General features: G+C 69.9%; 14 protein-coding genes. 4 read left to right on the top strand and 10 right to left on the bottom strand.

Features of this window, described 5'->3' with window-relative positions; all coding sequences use genetic code 11:
- Positions 1-57: 57 nt before the first annotated feature.
- From VXC91_RS08495 to VXC91_RS08470, 6 genes are all read right to left on the bottom strand, one after another.
- Positions 58-627: a MaoC family dehydratase gene (locus tag VXC91_RS08495; protein ID WP_329506305.1), complete on the bottom strand. Its 570-nt coding sequence runs from the start codon at positions 625-627 to the stop codon at positions 58-60.
- Between the two features lie 5 nt (positions 628-632).
- Positions 633-1598 carry an HpcH/HpaI aldolase/citrate lyase family protein gene (locus VXC91_RS08490; protein WP_329506304.1) on the bottom strand — a complete coding sequence of 322 codons (966 nt, stop codon included), beginning with the start codon at positions 1596-1598 and terminating at the stop codon, positions 633-635.
- The gene (locus VXC91_RS08485; RefSeq protein WP_329506303.1) at positions 1595-3640 is read right to left on the bottom strand and encodes a protein meaA; all 2046 of its coding nucleotides are present in this window, start codon (positions 3638-3640) and stop codon (positions 1595-1597) included. The genes VXC91_RS08490 and VXC91_RS08485 overlap by 4 nt, the downstream gene beginning before the upstream one ends.
- A gap of 9 nt (positions 3641-3649) precedes the next feature.
- Positions 3650-4987: a crotonyl-CoA carboxylase/reductase gene (ccrA, locus tag VXC91_RS08480; protein WP_329506301.1), complete on the bottom strand. Its 1338-nt coding sequence runs from the start codon at positions 4985-4987 to the stop codon at positions 3650-3652.
- Between the two features lie 414 nt (positions 4988-5401).
- Entirely contained in the window at positions 5402-6214 is an 813-nt protein-coding gene (locus VXC91_RS08475; RefSeq protein WP_329506300.1) for a TetR family transcriptional regulator, read from the bottom strand.
- A 136-nt stretch (positions 6215-6350) separates the two neighbouring features.
- The gene (locus tag VXC91_RS08470) at positions 6351-8156 is read right to left on the bottom strand and encodes a 3-hydroxyacyl-CoA dehydrogenase family protein (RefSeq protein WP_329506299.1); all 1806 of its coding nucleotides are present in this window, start codon (positions 8154-8156) and stop codon (positions 6351-6353) included.
- Positions 8157-8550: 394 nt separating this feature from the next.
- Between VXC91_RS08470 and VXC91_RS08465 the strand changes: the two genes are divergently transcribed.
- The gene (locus tag VXC91_RS08465; RefSeq protein WP_329506297.1) at positions 8551-9126 is read left to right on the top strand and encodes an adenylosuccinate lyase; all 576 of its coding nucleotides are present in this window, start codon (positions 8551-8553) and stop codon (positions 9124-9126) included.
- Positions 9127-9130: 4 nt separating this feature from the next.
- Here VXC91_RS08465 and VXC91_RS08460 read toward each other — a convergent pair whose 3' ends face one another.
- From VXC91_RS08460 to VXC91_RS08445, 4 genes are all read right to left on the bottom strand, one after another.
- Positions 9131-9658 (bottom strand): GNAT family N-acetyltransferase, encoded by a 528-nt coding sequence (locus VXC91_RS08460; RefSeq protein ID WP_329506295.1) that lies wholly within the window; start codon positions 9656-9658, stop codon positions 9131-9133.
- 41 nt (positions 9659-9699) lie between these two features.
- Positions 9700-10098: a RidA family protein gene (locus tag VXC91_RS08455; protein WP_329506293.1), complete on the bottom strand. Its 399-nt coding sequence runs from the start codon at positions 10096-10098 to the stop codon at positions 9700-9702.
- 55 nt (positions 10099-10153) lie between these two features.
- Complete coding sequence (locus tag VXC91_RS08450; RefSeq protein ID WP_329506292.1) at positions 10154-11731, bottom strand: alpha/beta hydrolase; 1578 nt, start codon at positions 11729-11731, stop codon at positions 10154-10156.
- A 213-nt stretch (positions 11732-11944) separates the two neighbouring features.
- The gene (locus tag VXC91_RS08445) at positions 11945-12988 is read right to left on the bottom strand and encodes an Rv2578c family radical SAM protein (protein WP_329506291.1); all 1044 of its coding nucleotides are present in this window, start codon (positions 12986-12988) and stop codon (positions 11945-11947) included.
- A 232-nt stretch (positions 12989-13220) separates the two neighbouring features.
- Here VXC91_RS08445 and VXC91_RS08440 point away from each other — a divergent pair, with 232 nt between their 5' ends.
- From VXC91_RS08440 to VXC91_RS08430, 3 genes are all read left to right on the top strand, one after another.
- A complete protein-coding gene (locus VXC91_RS08440) occupies positions 13221-14126 on the top strand; it encodes an alpha/beta hydrolase (protein WP_329506290.1) in 906 nt (301 codons plus the stop codon).
- Positions 14127-14237: 111 nt separating this feature from the next.
- The gene (locus VXC91_RS08435; protein WP_329506289.1) at positions 14238-14681 is read left to right on the top strand and encodes an SRPBCC family protein; all 444 of its coding nucleotides are present in this window, start codon (positions 14238-14240) and stop codon (positions 14679-14681) included.
- A 303-nt stretch (positions 14682-14984) separates the two neighbouring features.
- On the top strand, positions 14985-17387 hold the full coding sequence (locus tag VXC91_RS08430) for an MFS transporter (protein ID WP_408057349.1): 2403 nt from the start codon (positions 14985-14987) through the stop codon (positions 17385-17387).
- Positions 17388-17405 lie beyond the last annotated feature (18 nt).

The raw sequence follows: 17405 nt of genomic DNA, 5'->3' as shown, positions 1-17405 counted from the left end.
AGATGATCTCCTGCTGGACGTCCGTGAGACCGTGGGTCTGGGCGAGACGGCTCATCTCTACCTCTCCTGCTCCTTCAGCTCCGTACCAGGGGTGTCGCCCCGCAGGGGCGTCGTTTGAGGGTGGTGGTGGCAGACGGGCGGGCGGCCGGGCTGCTCGCCGCCGCGCTCCTTGATGTACGTCTGGGTGGGGACCATCACCTTGCGGCGGAAGGTGCACACCAGCGTGCCGTCCTGCTTGTATCCCCTGGTCTCGACGTGGACGATGCCGCGGTCGTTCTTCGACTTCGAGGGCCACTTGTCGAGCACGGTCGTCTCACCGTAGATCGTGTCCCCGTGGAACGTCGGTGCCACGTGTTTGAGCGACTCGATCTCGAGGTTGGCGATCGCCTTGCCGGAGATGTCCGGGACGGACATGCCGAGCAGCAGCGAGTAGACGTAGTTGCCCACCACGACGTTCTGGCCGAAGTCCGTCGACTTCTGCGCATAGTTGGTGTCCATGTGGAGCGGGTGGTGGTTCATGGTGAGCAGGCAGAAGAGGTGGTCGTCGTACTCGGTGACCGTCTTGCCCGGCCAGTGCTTGTACGTCGCCCCGACCTCGAACTCCTCGTAGGTGCGTCCGAACTGCATGGCGCTCAGGCCTCCGGGATCTCGAACTTGCTGGTGCGCTGCATGCCGGCGGCGCGTCCCTTACCCGCGATGACCAGGGCCATCTTGCGGCTGGCCTCGTCGATCATCTCGTCGCCGAGCATCGCGGAGCCCTTCTTGCCGCCCGCCTCGGACGTGTAGTAGTCGTACGCGTCCAGGATCAGCTCAGCGTGGTCGTAGTCCTCCTGGGACGGCGAGAACACCTCGTTGGCGGCTTCCACCTGACCTGGGTGCAGCACCCACTTGCCGTCGAAGCCGAGCGCGGCGGCACGCACCGCCACCTCGCGGAAGCCGTCGACGTTGCGGATCTGCAGGTAGGGGCCGTCGATCGCCTGGAGGTTGTTGGCGCGGGCGGCCATCAGGATCTTCATCAGGATGTAGTGGTAGGCGTCCGCCGGGTAGCCGGGCGGTTGCTCGCCCACGACCAGCGACTTCATGTTGATCGACGCCATGAAGTCGGCCGGGCCGAAGATGATCGTCTCGATACGCGGGCAGGCCCGCGCGATCTCGTTGACGTTGTTCAGACCCTGGGCGTTCTCGATCTGCGCCTCGATGCCGATACGGCCCACCTCCAAGCCCATGGTCTTCTCGATCTGGGTCAGGAGCAGGTCCAGCGCCACGATCTGCTGGGCGTCCTGGACCTTCGGCAGCATGATGCAGTCCAGGTTCGGGCCCGCGCCCTCGACCACCGTCACCACGTCGCGGTACGTCCACTGGGTCGTCCAGTCGTTGACGCGCACGACCCGCGTCTTGCCCGTCCAGTCGCCCTCGTTCAGGAACTTGACGATGGTGTGCCGCGCCTCGGGCTTGGCCAGCGGCGCGCACGCGTCCTCCAGGTCCAGGAAGACCTGGTCGGCGGGCAGGCCCTGCGCCTTCTCCAGGAAGCGGGGGCTCGAGCCCGGCACGGCCAGGCACGAGCGCCGCGGGCGAAGCCGGTTGACAGGGGACGTCATGCGGGGACCTCCAGGGGGTCGAGCTTGTTCGCTGTACGGATCTCGTCGACGATACGGCCGATGATCCCGGTGATATCGAAGTCCTTCGGCGTGAAGACGGCGGCCACCCCAGCAGCCCTCAACTGCTCCGCGTCACCGTTCGGGATAATCCCGCCGGCGATGACCGGAATGTCGGTGGCGCCGGCCGCGCGCAGCCGCTCCAGTACGTCCGGCACCAGCTGCGCGTGCGAACCGGACAGGATGGACAGGCCGACCGCGTGCACGTCCTCCGCGAGGGCCGCGTCCACGATCTGTTCGGGCGTCAGCCGGATGCCCTGGTAGACCACCTCGAACCCGGCGTCCCGGGCCCGCACGGCGATCTGCTCGGCGCCGTTGGAGTGCCCGTCCAGGCCCGGCTTGCCCACCAGGAAGCGGAGCTTGCCGACACCGAGGTCCCGGGCCGTCAGATCCACCTTGTGGCGCACCCGGGCCAGCGCCGTGCCCTCCTCGGCGGCCACCGCGACCGGCGCGGAGGACACACCCGTCGGCGCGCGGAACTCGCCGAACACCTCGCGCAGGGCCCCGGCCCACTCGCCGGTGGTGACCCCGGCGCGGGCGCACTCCAGGGTGGCCTCCATGAGGTTGTCGGTGCCCTTGGCGGCCTCTTTCAGCCGCTCCAGCGCCTTGCAGGGCCGCGGATGGTTGAACGGCGGCTGGTAGCGGGTGTCGCGCCAGTGCTGGAGCGAGGTGATGACGCGCGCCTCGACCTCCGGGTCGACCGTCTGGATCGCGGTGTCCAGATCGGCGGTGAGCGGGTTGGGCTCGGTCGTCTCGAAGATGTTGACGCCGACGATCTTCTCCGCGCCGGACTCGATACGGGCCCGGCGCTCCGCGTGCGAGGCGACGAGCCGCGACTTGAGGTAGCCCGATTCGACGGCGGCCATGGCGCCGCCCATCTCCTGGATCCGCTCGATCTCCGCGAGCGACTCCTCGACCAGCCGGCTCACCTCGACCTCGATGACCTTCGAGCCCTCGAAGATGTCGTCGTACTCGAGCAGGTCGCTCTCGTGCGCGAGCACCTGCTGGATGCGCAGCGACCACTGCTGGTCCCAGGGCCGGGGCAGCCCCAGCGCCTCGTTCCAGGCCGGGAGCTGCACGGCACGCGCGCGTGCGTCCTTGGAGAGGGTCACGGCCAGCATCTCGAGCACGATCCGCTGGACGTTGTTCTCCGGCTGGGCCTCCGTCAGCCCGAGGGAGTTGACCTGGACGCCGTAGCGGAAGCGTCGGTGCCTGGGGTCCTCGATGCCGTACCGCTCGCGCGTGATCTTGTCCCAGATCCGGCCGAACGCCCGCATCTTGCACATCTCCTCGATGAAGCGGACGCCGGCGTTCACGAAGAAGGAGATCCGGCCGACGACATCGCCCATGCGTTCCTGCGGCACCTGGCCGCTGTCGCGCACCGCGTCGAGGACGGCGATCGCCGTCGACATCGCGTACGCGATCTCCTGCACCGGTGTGGCGCCCGCCTCCTGCAGGTGGTAGCTGCAGATGTTGATGGGGTTCCACTTGGGGATGTGGGAGACCGTGTACGCGATCATGTCCGTCGTCAGCCGGAGCGAGGGCCCCGGCGGGAAGACGTGCGTGCCGCGCGACAGGTACTCCTTGACGATGTCGTTCTGGGTCGTGCCCTGAAGCTTGGCGATGTCGGCGCCCTGCTCCTCTGCGACGACCTGATAGAGCGCCAGCAGCCACATGGCCGTGGCATTGATGGTCATCGAGGTGTTCATCTGCTCCAGGGGTATGTCCTGGAACAGCCGGCGCATGTCACCGAGGTGCGCGACCGGCACGCCGACCCGGCCGACCTCGCCACGGGCGAGGACGTGGTCGGAGTCGTATCCGGTCTGCGTCGGCAGGTCGAACGCCACTGACAGACCTGTCTGGCCCTTGGCGAGGTTGCGCCGGTACAGCTCGTTGGACGCCTCGGCCGTGGAGTGGCCGGCGTATGTACGCATGAGCCACGGCCGGTCCCTGTCTTTTTGCGCCTGCGGCTGACGCTCGCTCATATACGCCTCTCAGATGTTCCGGAAGCGGTTGATGGCGTCGAGGTGCTCGGCGCGCATCTCCTCGTCGCGCACGCCCAGGCCCTCCTCGGGGGCCAGGCACAGCACGCCGACCTTGCCCTGGTGGAGGTTGCGGTGGACGTCGTGGGCGGCCTGACCGGTCTCCTCCAGCGGGTACACCTTCGACAGCGTCGGATGGATCTTGCCCTTCGCGATGAGCCGGTTGGCCTCCCAGGCCTCGCGATAGTTGGCGAAGTGCGAGCCGATGATCCGCTTCAGGGACATCCACAGGTAGCGGTTGTCGTACTCGTGGTGGTAGCCCGAGGTGGAGGCGCAGGTGACGATCGTGCCGCCCTTGCGGGTGACGTAGACCGAGGCGCCGAAGGTCTCGCGGCCGGGGTGCTCGAAGACGATGTCGACGTCCTCGCCGCCGGTCAGCTCGCGGATGCGCTTGCCGAAGCGCTTCCACTCCTTGGGGTCCTGGGTGTGCTCGTCCTTCCAGAACTTGTAGTCCTCGGCGGTGCGGTCGATGATCGCCCCGGCACCCATGGAGCGGCAGACCTCCGCCTTGGCGGGCGAGGAGACGACACAGATGGGGTTGGCGCCGCCGGCGAGCGCGAACTGGGTGGCGTACGAGCCGAGCCCGCCGCTCGCGCCCCAGATCAGCACGTTGTCGCCCTGCTTCATCTGGGCGCCGTTGCGGGAGACGAGTTGGCGGTAGGCGGTGGAGTTGACCAGGCCCGGGGCGGCGGCCTCCTCCCAGCTGAGGTGGCCGGGCTTCGGCATCAGCTGGTTGGACTTGACGAGCGCGATCTCCGCCAGACCACCGAAGTTGGTCTCGAAGCCCCAGATGCGTTGCTCGGGGTCGAGCATCGTGTCGTTGTGGCCGTCGGAGGACTCCAGCTCCACGGAGAGGCAGTGCGCGACGACCTCGTCGCCCGGCTGCCAGGCGTTGACGCCCGGGCCGGTGCGCAGGACCACGCCCGCGAGGTCGGAGCCGATGATGTGGTACGGCAGGTCGTGGCGCTTGGTGAGCTCGGAGAGCGTGCCGTAGCGCTCCAGGAATCCGAAGGTCGGCAGCGGCTCGAAGATCGAGGTCCACACCGAGTTGTAGTTGACCGAGGAGGCCATGACGGCCACGAGGGCCTCGCCCGGGCCGAGTTCGGGCAGCGGCACGTCGTCGATGTGCAGGGACTTGCGGGGGTCCTTGTCGCGGGTGGTGAGCCCGGCGAATATCTCCGTCTCGTCCTTGTGCACGGTGACCGCGCGGTACGACTCGGGGAGCGGAAGAGCGGCGAGATCGGCGGCCGTGGCCGTCCCCGACTGAATCGCGTCCAGGATGTCCTTCACGGTGTTGCCTCCGGCGAATGGCGTCTTGAGGGGAGACGCTGAGGGTCACGTCGGTGTGCTGCTGGTGTGAGGGGTGCCGTCGGTTCGGCTCAGTGGTGCTCTGGCAGCGCTTTGTGGCGCGGGAGGTTGCCTGTGACGCAGGCGTCCGGGCGCGCTCGCCCGAGGGAGGCTTGCGGGGACAGCCGGCGTGCGCATGGTCTCTGCACGCCGGCCGCCCGGACATGAACAACGTATGGCACGCCGTGTCACCCCGCAAGGCACTGGGTGCCAGATATTGCTCTCAGATGAAATCTTTACGTAACAGATGAGCGATGATCGATCAAAGGTCGCCGATGGGTGGGCGCAACGGAAGCGGGCCGGCGGCGGCACTCAGTGCCGCCGCCGGCCCGCAGCGATAGGTCCGAACGGGTGAACCTAGGAGCGTTCCTTGAGCGCCTGCTCGATAGTGCGCATGACCTCGTCCAGGGGCATGTCGGTCCTGGCGACCGTCACCAGCACCTCGCCCTGGGTGGTCACGGCGGCCGGCGCGGTCCGGGGCGCGGCCCCGCGCCCGGCTCCGATACCCGTGCCGAAGGTCCTCCGTACGATCGCGAAGGCGTGGTCGAGCTGGGCCTCGACATCGCCCTGGCCTCCGGCCCTGAGCCAGCGCCGCAGGACGTGGTTGTGCGCGGTGACGACCGCGGAGGCGGCGACCTCAGCGAGCAGCGGATCGTCGTTCGCGTCGTCGTCGTGCGCGTGTTCGTCGAAGTGGCCGAGCAGATAGCGGGTGAAGAGCCGCTCGTAGCGGGCGACCGAGGCGATCTCCGCCTCGCGCAGGGTCGGCACCTCGCGCGTCAGCTTGTAGCGCTGGACCGAGATCTCCGGCCGGGCCGCGTACATCCTCATGACTTCTTTGATGCCGCGGCACACGGTGTCCAGCGGATGCTCGTGCGCGGGAGCGGCATTGAGCACCGCCTCGGCCCGTACCAGGGTGTCGTCGTGGTCCGGGAAGATCGCCTCTTCCTTGGAGCGGAAGTGGCGGAAGAACGTGCGCCGGGCGACCCCGGCGGCCGCCGCGATCTCGTCGACGGTGGTCGCCTCGTAGCCTTTCGTGGCGAACAGCTCCATCGCCGCGGCCGCCAGTTCCCGGCGCATCTTGAGCCGCTGGGCGGCGGCGCGACTGCCTGCGGCGCTCTCGGGCGGGTCGGTCGCGGCTGGTGTACGTGAGGATTTGGCGGGCTGGGACATGACCCGAACGTACTGCATGTCCGCAGGATGGTGCGCATGTCCCGGGCCACCCCCGCCCCGCGGGGGCGGGGGGTCGCCTGCCGGATCGAGCAGTCCGCCCCAGTCGGCGGCGCCGGGGAGCCGGTCGCCGCGCCGGTCAGCGCTTGGCATATTCGCGGAAGCCGCGGCCCGTCTTGCGGCCGAGGCAGCCCGCGGCCACCAGGTGTTCCAGGAGCGGCGCGGGGGCCAGACCCGGGTCGCGGAACTCCCGGTGCAGCACCTTCTCGATGGCCAGGGATACGTCCAGACCGACGACGTCGAGCAGTTCGAACGGACCCATCGGGTAGCCGCCGCCCAGCTTCATCGCCGCGTCGACGTCGTCCAGGGACGCATAGTGCTCCTGCACCATCTTGACCGCGTTGTTGAGGTACGGGAACAGCAGGGCGTTCACGATGAACCCGGCGCGGTCGCCGCAGTCGACCGGGTGCTTCCTGACCGACGTGCACAACTCACGGACCGTCGCGTGCACGTCGTCCGCGGTCAGCACCGTCCGGACCACCTCGACCAGCTTCATGGCCGGAGCCGGGTTGAAGAAGTGCATGCCGATCACGTCCTGCGGGCGCGAGGTGGCGCGGGCGCAGGCGACGACCGGCAGCGAGGAGGTGGTGGTGGCGAGGATCGCGCCGGACTTGCAGACCTTGTCGAAGGTGGCGAAGAGCTGCCGCTTGATCTCCAGGTCCTCGGCCACGGCCTCCAGGGCCAGGTCGACGTCGGCGAAGTCGTCGTAGGTGCCCGTCGGCCGGACCCGGTCCAGCGTCTGGGCGGCCGCCTCCGTCGTCATCCGGCCCTTGTCGACCGAGCGCGCGAGCGACTTGCCGATCCGGGCCTTGGCGGCCTGGGCCTTCTCCTCGGTGCGGGCGGCGAGGACGACCTCGTACCCGGCCTTGGCGAAGACCTCGGCGATGCCGGACGCCATGGTGCCGGAACCGGCGACGCCGACCGAACGAACGGAACGGCCGGGGACCAGGCTGGCGCCCTCCAGCGGCGTCAGCGCGTCGCGCACGACGGTCGGTCTGCCGGGCGCCTCGTAGGTGTAGAAGCCGCGCCCCGACTTGCGGCCGGTCAGACCCGCCTCGCTGAGCTGCTTGAGGACCGGCGCGGGCGCGTGCAGCCGGTCGTGGGAGGCGGTGTACATGGCCTCCAGGACCGTGCGGGCGGTGTCGATGCCGATCAGGTCGAGCAGGGCGAGCGGCCCCATGGGCAGCCCGCAGCCCAGCTTCATCGCGGCGTCGATGTCCTCGCGCGAGGCGTACTTCGACTCGTACATCGCGGCGGCCTGGTTGAGGTAGCCGAACAGCAGCCCGTCGGCGACGAATCCGGGGCGGTCGCCCACCGCGACGGGCTCCTTGCCCAGGTCGAGGGCGAGATTGGTGACGGTGGCGACGGCCGCGGGCGCGGTCAGCACGGACGAGACCACCTCGACCAGCTTCATGGCCGGCGCCGGATTGAAGAAGTGCAGCCCGAGGACCCGCTCGGGGTGGGCCGAGTCGGCCGCGAGCCGGGTGACGGAGAGGGCGTTGGTGCCGGTGGCGAGGACGGTGTCCGGGCGCACGATGGTGTCGAGGGCGCGGAAGACCTGCTGCTTGATCTCGTACGACTCCGGGACCACCTCGATGACCAGATCGGCGTCCGACGCGGCCTGCAGGTCCGTGAAGGTGCGGAATCGGGCGAGGGCGTTGTCGCGCTCCTGTTCGGTCAGGCGCCCCCGGTCGACGGCGCGGGCGGTGGCGGCGTCCAGGGCGGCGACGGCCCTGCCGGCCGCGGCCTCGTCGATGTCGATGCCGACGACCTCGCGGCCGGCCCGGGTCAGCACCTCGGCGATGCCGGTGCCCATGGTGCCGAGGCCGACGACGGCAATGGTCTTGAGCGGGGACAGAGGGGTGTCGGAGAGGGGAGCGGCCATCGCGGACTCCAGAGAAATGAGGTGACGACTGGGAGCGCGTCCGGTTGCGCCGACGGGCGCACAGGACGCGGAGGATGCGGGTGTCTGCCGGGCTGACGAGCGCACACGCCCGGTGTACGTCCGCGGATGTACACATCCGTCGAACGGTGATCCGACCGGCCCTGTCCCGGAGCCGGGTCGTACTGAGGTACGCGATGTACCGAACCGACCGGCGCCCCCACTGCCTTGAGGGAGTGGAAGGTGCCCCTCGCGACGGCTGCGTCACCAGGCCGCCACAAGTCAGAGCGAGTGGGTAACTCGCTCGATTGAGCTTAACCCGCGGGTAACGAGCGCGCCAGTCCTCATGTTTGTGATGTAGTCCCCGCGTCCGGCACGGGCCCCTAGTCTCGGCGCCATGGACGAAGCGTTGCGATTGCTCACGGAGCGTTTACGGGCCGAGTCCGGGGGCTCCTCGGTGTACGAGCGGCTGGTGGCGACCGGCGACCTCGGCGAGCTGGCCCATGTGCTGACGGAGGCCGGGCAGCCGCTGTGGGCCAGGGAGGCGGCCGCCTTCCGGCTGGGGGTGGCGGGGGACCGGCGGGCGTTCGAGACGCTGGTGCTGCTGCTCAACCACCGCGATCCGCACCGCTGTGCGTCGGCCGCGTACGCTCTGGCCCGGCTCGGCGATCCGCGCACCGCCCGGGCCGCGGCCGCCCTTGCCACGAACGAACTCCGCGTCGCCTACGCCCTTCACCCCGTCCGCCTGCTCGTCGAGCTGCGCGCCCCCGAGGCCGTACCCGCGTTGATCACCACCCTTCAACGCAGACTGCGGCCGCACGATCCGTACCGGAGAGTGGCGCTCGCCTGTGTGGAGGGACTCGGGGCGCTCGGAGACGAACGGGCCAGACCCGTGCTCAACGAGGCCCTCGCGCACCCGGCGCTCGCGGAGGCCGCGGTGCGCGCGCTGGCACGGATTCCCGAGCCCCGGTGAGCTCTCAGCGGGTCAGGTCCTGCACGTACCGCACCTCGGGCACGGCGACGCCGCCCGCGTCGAACGGCTCCTCGGCGCCGTCCGCGCGGAAGCCCGCACGCTCGTAGAACCGCCGGGCGCGCGCGTTGTCCTTGAGGACCCACAGGAACATGCGTGCGTGCACGGGCGCACACTGGCTCACCGACTTCTCCAGCAGCGCCTGTCCGATCCCGTTCCCGAGGTGGGTGGGGTCGATGTAGATCGCGTACAACTCGGCGTCGCTGGTGCGCACTTCGCCGTCACGGTACGGGCCGTGCGCCGCCCAGCCGACGATCTCGCCGTCCTGTTCGGCAACCAGGTTCACCACACGGTCGTCACCGTCACGGAAGCGCGCGCGCCGCCGCTCGGCGTCCTCGGAGACGCTGAGGGCGTCGAGGTACGGCTGCGGCATGAGCCCCCGGTAGGCGCTCTGCCAGCCTCGGATGCGGATCTCCGAGATTCGGCCGCAGTCGGCCAGGGTCATCGGGCGGATGTGCGGCGGCTGACGGTCCATGGCGGGATCTTGGGCAGGAGCCGGTGGGGACGCTCCTCGCATCATCCGCCCACCACCGCGTATGCCTCGATTTCCATCAGGAACTCCGGGCGCACGAGCGCCGCCACCTGCACCGCCGACGCGGCCGGCAGCCGGTCGTCGGGTATGTGCTCGGCACGGGCCACGCGGATTGCCTGCATGTACGTCATGTCCGTGACGAAGAAGGTCAGTTTGACGACGTCGTCGAAGGTGGCCCCCGCCGCGGCGAGACAGCGGCGCAGATTCTCGAAGACCTGCCGGGCCTGTGCGGCGGGGTCGCCCTCGCCGACGACACGTCCGTCCTTGTCCAGGGCGAGCTGGCCGGAGACCGCGACGAAGCGGCCCGTGCCCATGACGACGTGTGTGTAGGCGGTGGCGGGGGCGACCCCGTCGGGGGCGGGAATCCTGGTCGGCTCACTCATGGGTACATGGTGGACCACCGGTGTGACAGCGCCCCCGACGGGCCGGACGGGTCGTTCAGCCGCGGGGACCGAGCAGACCGTGCAACGTCGCGCCGCGGCCCTCGGCCGAGGCCGCCTTGGTCTTCGCCGGCGTGGGGTCGGGCAGTTTCGGGCACACCGCGTCGATGTCGCTTCCGCCGCGCGGGACCGTGCCCTTGTCCAGATACGCGGCCAGGTACTTGTCCAGGCAGGCGTTCCCGCTCAGCGAGATGCCGTGGTTGCCTCCGCCCTGCTCCACCACGAGGCTGGAGCCGCGCAGCAGATGATGGACCGTCACACCGCCCTGGTACGGGGTGGCGGCGTCGTCGGTCGCCTGGAACAGCAGCGCCGGGGGCAGGGCGTTGTTCGACACATCGACCGGCCGCAGCGAGGACGTGGGCCAGAAGGCGCACGGCGCGTTGTACCAGGCGTTGCTCCAGACCATGAAAGGCGCCTTCGCGTACACCGCCCAGTTGTCCTTGCGCCACTGGGCCCAGTCACGCGGCCAGGAGGTGTCACGGCACTGCACCGCGGCGTAGATGCTGTAGCCGTTCTCTCCCGAGGCGTCGACCGCGCCGATGTCCTTGTACGCCGCCACGAGAGGGCCGGAGTTCCCGTTGTTCACATACGCGGCGAACGCCTCGGCGAGGCGGGGCCAGCGGCCGTTGTAGTAGCCGCCGGGGATGTAGGTGTCCTCCAACTCGGACGCGCCCACCGTCTTCGCGGCCGGATTCCTGGCCAGCGCCGCCCGCATCGCGTACCACTTCACCTCGACCACGGCAGGGGCGGTGCCGAGCTTGTACGTGGCGTCGTGCTCGGCGACCCAGGCCAGGAACGCCCGGTGCCGGTCGTTGAAGGCGTAGTCCTGCTGGATGTTGTCCTCGTACCAGACACCCGTGGGGTCGACGACGGAGTCGAGCACCAGTCGGCGTACCCGTTGCGGGAACAGCTTCGCGTAGACGGCGCCCAGGTAGGTACCGTACGAGTAGCTGTAGTAGTTGAGCTTCGGGGCGCCGAGCGCCTGCCGGATCGCGTCCATGTCGCGCACGGCGCTGATCGTGTCGATGTACGGCAGCACGCTCGCGTACTTGGTGGCGCACGCCTCGGCGAACGCGGCGACGCGCGACAGATTGGCCCTCTCCAGGGACGGCAGGCGGGGCACCGAGTCCGGGCGGACGGGGGCGAAGTGTCCGGGCCTGCAGTTCAGAGCGGGCTTGCTCTTGCCCACGCCCCGCGGGTCGAAACCGATCACGTCGTACTGTGCCGCCACCGCCTTGGGCAGCGCGGACGCGACGTATCCGGCGAGCCCCAGACCGCTGCCGCCGGGCCCGCCCGGGTTGACCAGCAGCGGCCCCTGATAGGTCTTCGCGGTGTGCGGGACCCGGGACAGCGCCAGCGTGATCTGCCGTCCACCCGGGTTCGCGTAGTCGAGTGGCACCGTCACGGACGCGCACTGGAGCGCCGGATACTTGGTGGAGCCGCATTTCTGCCAGGTCGGTCGCGCCGGTTGCACGGTGTCCGCCGTGGGCGATGCGCTGGCGCCGGCCGGGACGGCGGTGAGCATCCCGGCCACCACGACGGCGGCGCCGCACAGCACGGCTGCGCGTTGTCTCATGTCAGGCCTCCCAGGACGGAGGGGGTCGGACCACGGATGCCTGGTCCCTGCCGCATCGTCCCGGATTGCCCGCCTGGAAGAACGCGATGGCGCAAGACTTGACCCGATTGGGCCGCGTGATGCGCTCGCTTGCGTCTGAAATACCGTCAGAAGCCGTGTCGCTGCACGTCCTGTGGATGTGACCGGACGTCTGCGGCGTACGGGAGGTGGAAGTCAGATGAGCGACAGCTGGGTGGGCCCGGCCTGCACCACGGGTTCCGGCGTCAGCGGTTCGGGCTGCCTGATCCTGCGTGGCATCCCCGGGCGTGCCGGGCCCATGCCGTACTCCTGGGCCAGTTCGTGCACCTGACGGGTGATCCGGCGCTGGTACCACTTCGGCGCGTATGCACCCTCCGCGTACAGCCGTTCGTAGCGGCGTACGAGATAGGGGTGCCGTTGCTGCAGCCAGGCCATGAACCACTCCCGGGCTCCCGGGCGCAGATGCAGCACCAACGGGGTCACCGAAGTCGCTCCGGCGGCGGCGATCGCCCGTACTGTGGCGCGTAGTTGGGCTGGGTGGTCGCCCAGGAACGGGATCACGGGGGCCATCAGGACACCGCATCCGATGCCGTGTTCGGTCAGGGTGCGCACGACGTCCAGACGGCGCTCCGGCGCCGGGGTGCCCGGCTCGACGGTGCGCCACAGGTCGTGGTCGACGAAGCCGACGGAGACGGAGATGCCGACGTCCGTGACCTGCGTGGCCTGCTTCAGCAGCTCGAGGTCGCGCAGGATCAACGTGCCCTTGGTGAGGATCGAGAACGGGTTCGCGCGGTCGCGCAGGGCCGAGATGATACCCGGCATTAGCCGGTAGCGGCCCTCCGCCCGCTGGTAGCAGTCGACATTGGTGCCCATCGCGATGTGCTCGCCGTGCCAGCGTCGGGAGCCGAGGTGGGAACGCAGCAGTTCCGGCGCGTTGACCTTCACCACGATCTGGGAGTCGAAGCCGAGCCCCGTGTCGAGGTCCAGATAGCTGTGCGTCTTGCGCGCGAAGCAGTAGACGCACGCGTGCGTGCAGCCCCGATAGGGGTTGACCGTCCATTCGAAGGGCATACGGGAGGCGCCCGGTACCCGGTTCACGATCGAGCGGGCTCTGACCTCGTGGAAGGTGATGCCGCGGAACTCCGGCGTGTCGAAGGTGCGGGTGGTCACCGCGTCCGCGTCGAACAGTGCGGCGTTGCGGGCCGCGGTGGGGTTCTCGGCCAGATGATCCCAGCGCATGGGCGCCTCCTCGGTAGCACTGGGCACAGAATAGAACACCTGTTCCCTTGATCGCGATGTGGATTCGGCTACCCGTTCGATTTTGCGGAGTGCCGCCCCTGGCCTGCATCTCCTCGTCCACCTCGCTTCCGCCTCCTCGTTCGTACCGCCTGTGCTCCGAGCGGTGTGCTCGGGAGGCCGGGGGTCGGCGCGTCCGACGCGCTCACGTCGACGGTTGGGACATAAAGGGTGTATGCGACACAGCAGAGTGGTGGAGCAGTCGAAACCGCCGCAGCCCCTGTCCACGGGCGTGCGCCGCCTGACCCTGGAGGCCGGGGGTGTCACCCTGTCCTGCCTGCTCGCCGAGCCGCCGGACGGGCGCCCGCGGGCCACCGTGGTCGCCCTGCACGGCGGCGGTATGTCGGCCGGATACTTCGACGGGCAGGCCCATCCCGACCTGTCCCTGCTCACGCTCGGCGCGCGCCTGGGCTTCACGGTGCTGGCGGTGGACCGCCCCGGTTACGGGCTGTCCACGGGCCGGCTCCCCGGCGGACAGACCCTCGCCGAGCAGGCCGAGGTGCTGGAGGCGGCCATGGAGCGGTTCGCCGAGCGGTACGCCACGGGAGCCGGCTGCTTCCTGCTGGCGCACTCCTACGGTGGCAAACTCGCCCTGGTGACGGCTGCGCGCGGGACCGGCCTGCTCGCCCTGGACGTGTCCGGCTGCGGCCACCGCTACGACCCGGGAGCGGTCGGCCTGCTGCGGATGCCGACCGGTGCGGACCGGCAACGCAACTGGGGTCCGTTGCGGCTGTATCCGCCGGACACCTTCCGCTCGATCGGCTCCCTGGTGGCACCCATGCCGGACCGCGAGGCGGGCGAAGTCGCCCGCTGGGCCGGCATGTTCGATGAACTCGCGCCGCGCGTGCGGGTGCCGGTCCGGCTGACCTTCGCCGAGCACGAGGCATGGTGGCTGCACGGCGAGAGCGACATCGCCGACCTGGCCGGACGGCTGACCGCGGCACCCGTCGTCCGTGTCGAGCACCAACCGGACGCGGGCCACAACATCAGCCTGGGCTGGACGGCGCGTGCGTACCATCTGCGCGCCCTCGCCTTCTTCGAGGAACGTCTCGCTCTGCCGCAGGGTCTTGGCGGCCGGTGAGCGGTGTCGGCTGGGAGCGCACCCCCGGAGCGGATGTCCCGTCAGGTGTCGTGCCCCGGGTGTGATGGGATGGCGCACGCCCCCCATCACACGTACAGGAAGAGGAAGGTCATGGCGCAGGTCGAGGCCACGACGGAGCGGATCATCGCGGCGGACGCGGAGACGGTGTTCGACTCCGTCGCCGACTACAGCGGCACCCGCTCGAAGCTGCTGCCCGAGCAGTTCAGCGAGTACGAGGTGCGCGAGGGCGGTGACGGCGAGGGCACCCTCGTGCACTGGAAGCTCCAGGCCACCAGCAAACGCGTCCGTGACTGCCTTCTGGAGGTCACCGAGCCGACCGAGGGTGAACTCGTGGAGAAGGACCGCAACTCCTCCATGGTCACCACCTGGCGGGTCACCCCGGCCGGCGAAGGCCGCTCCCGGGTCGTCGTGACCACCACCTGGAAGGGAGCGGGCGGCATCGGCGGCTTCTTCGAGAAGACCTTCGCGCCCAAGGGCCTCGGCCGGATCTACGACGTGGTGCTCGACAGGCTCGCCGCCGAAGTGGAGAAGTGACACCGGGGAGGACGCCGGCCGCTCACGGCGCCGACGCGTGAGCGCCCGCTACGGCTCCCGGCGCGCTCCGGGGGCGCGGATCCCGTATTCCGAGCCTCCGGTGCGCATGTCCCCGGCCGCCGGGCTGATTTCCACGCTCACCGTTTCGGGTGGTTTTCCGATGGACGCGGTTGTACGCCGTAGGGCTTCCGACCGGCGGATACCCGTTCCCGGCGCAGCTCACGGGTGACTCGTCGCGCTTGATCCCAGTTGTCGTGCAATGCGAGAAATGGGCGGCGCAGACGCGACGAGGGGAGCGGTTAGGTGGGCGGGACGACTGCGGTGCACGTGGACAGCGAGCGGGTCGTACGGCCCGTGGTCCCGGACGCGCCCCGTGCTCCGGCCGAGGCTCTCACCGGACCCCCGGCGGAGCTCAGCCCGCGCCGGGTGCGACTGGTCTTCGTCGGGCTCATGCTCGCACTGCTGCTCGCCGCCCTCGACCAGATGATCGTGGCCACCGCGCTCCCGAAGATCGTCGGTGAGCTGCACGGCCTGGAGCGGATGTCCTGGGCGATCACCGCGTACCTGCTCACCTCCACCGTGGGACTGCCGGTCTACGGCAAGTGCGGCGACCTCTTCGGCCGCAAGGGCGTCTTCCAGTTCGCGATCGGTGTCTTCGTGATCGGCTCGGCGCTCGCGGGGCGGGCGCAGACCATGGACCAGCTGATCGCCTTCCGTGCCGTCCAGGGCATCGGCGCGGGCGGTCTGATGATCGGCGTGCAGGCGATCATGGCCGACATCGTGCCGCCACGCGAACGCGGCCGCTTCATGGGCATCATCGGCGCGGCCTTCGGCCTCGCGTCCGTGGCCGGCCCCCTCCTCGGCGGCTACTTCACCGACCATCTCTCCTGGCGCTGGTGCTTCTACGTCAACGTGCCCTTCGGTCTGATCACGCTGGCCGTGGTGGCCGTCGTGCTGAGGTTGCCGAAGCCCACCGCGAAGGCCCGTCTCGACGTGCTCGGCACGCTGTTGCTGGCCGCCGCCTCGACCTGCCTGGTGCTCTTGAGCAGTTGGGGCGGTACCGAGTACGCCTGGGGCTCCGGGGTCATCCTGGCGCTCGGCGCCGGGGCTGCCCTTGCGAGCGTCCTGTTCCTGATCATCGAGAGGTTCGCCGTCGAACCCCTCATCCCGCTGCGGCTGTTCCGGGACTCCGTCTTCAATGTCACCGCTCTGGTGGGGCTGGTCGTCGGCATCGCGCTGTTCGGTGCCGCCAGCTATCTGCCCACCTTCCTGCAGATGGTCGACGGGGCGAGCGCCACCGAGTCCGGGCTGCTGATGCTGCCGATGATGGCCGGGATCGTCGGCGCCTCGATCGTCTGCGGACAACTCATCAGCCGCACCGGCCGCTACAAGGCCTTCCCGCTCCTCGGCAGCGTCCTGTCCGCCGTCGGCATGTGGCTGCTGTCCCTGCTCGAGATCGGCACACCGCGCTGGCAGTACAGCATCTGGATGGCCGTCCTCGGCACCGGTATCGGCATGGTGATGCCGGTCCTGATCCTCGCCGTGCAGAACTCCGTGCGCCCCGCCGACCTGGGCACCGCGACCAGCGCCAACAACTACTTCCGGCAGATCGGCGGCAGTGTCGGCGCCGCCGTCTTCGGCACCCTCTTCGCCAACCGGCTCTCCGACGCGCTGCGGGAGCGTCTTCCTGCGCGCGCCGGCGCCGGGTTGCCCGACCCCGAGTCCATCACCCCGCAACTCGTCCATGCACTGCCGCCGGCGCTGCGCGACGCCTACATCGCCGCGTATGCCGACGCCATGCCGAGGATCTTCCTCTATCTCGTGCCGGTGATCGTCCTCGGCCTGCTCATCGCCTTCTTCCTCAAGGAGAAACCACTGGTGTCCCACAACGCCCCCGCCGACTGCCCGCCCGCGGCCCAGGTTCCGCAGGCACGTTCGCCGTACGCCGCCGGAGTGCCCGTCTGCGGCACGGTCCAGCACCCCGACGGCACCGTCGTGCCGCGCGCCGCGCTCACCCTCATCGATGTCGCGGGAGTGCAGATCGGGCGCGGCGCGAGCGGCGAGGACGGCCGGTACGCACTGTCCACACCCGGAGCCGGCACCTACGTCCTGATCGCCGCGGCGGGCGGCCATCAGCCGCAGGCCGTCTCGGTGACCGTCAGCGAGCGCCCGGTCGAACTGGACGTCGTGCTCGGTGGTGCGGGACGGCTGGCGGGCAGTGTGCTCACGGCCGACGGCACGCCCGTACGCGACGCCGCGGTCACGCTCACCAATGTGCACGGAGAGGTGGTCGCGAGCACCCGCAGCGGGCGTGAAGGTGGATATGTCATCAGCGAGCTGGTGGCCGGCGAGTACACCCTCGCCGCCAGCGCGCCCGCGTTCCGCCCGGCCGCGCTGCCCGTCACCGTGCACGCCTCGCGCGAGACCCGGCAGGACGTCGAACTCGCGGGCGGCGCGGTGCTGCGCGGCACGGTGCGGGCGGGAGACGGGCGGCCGGTCGAGGACGCCCGGGTGACACTGCTGGACGCGGCGGGGAACGTCGTCGACACGCTGACGACCGGGGCCGACGGAACCTTCCGTTTTGTCGATCTGTCGTCGGGGGAGTACACCGTGATCGCCGCGGGGTATCCGCCGGTGGCCACGGTGTTGCAGGTCGCCGGGGGTGGCCGCACGGAGCGGGACCTGCAGGTGGGGCACGAGGACTGAGGGGCGGGGCAGGGCTCC

This window comes from Streptomyces chiangmaiensis, assembly GCF_036281785.1.
Taxonomy (GTDB): Bacteria; Actinomycetota; Actinomycetes; order Streptomycetales; family Streptomycetaceae; genus Streptomyces; species Streptomyces chiangmaiensis.
Note: the sequence above shows the minus strand (reverse complement) of the source record. Positions and strands in the feature narration are given on the sequence as shown.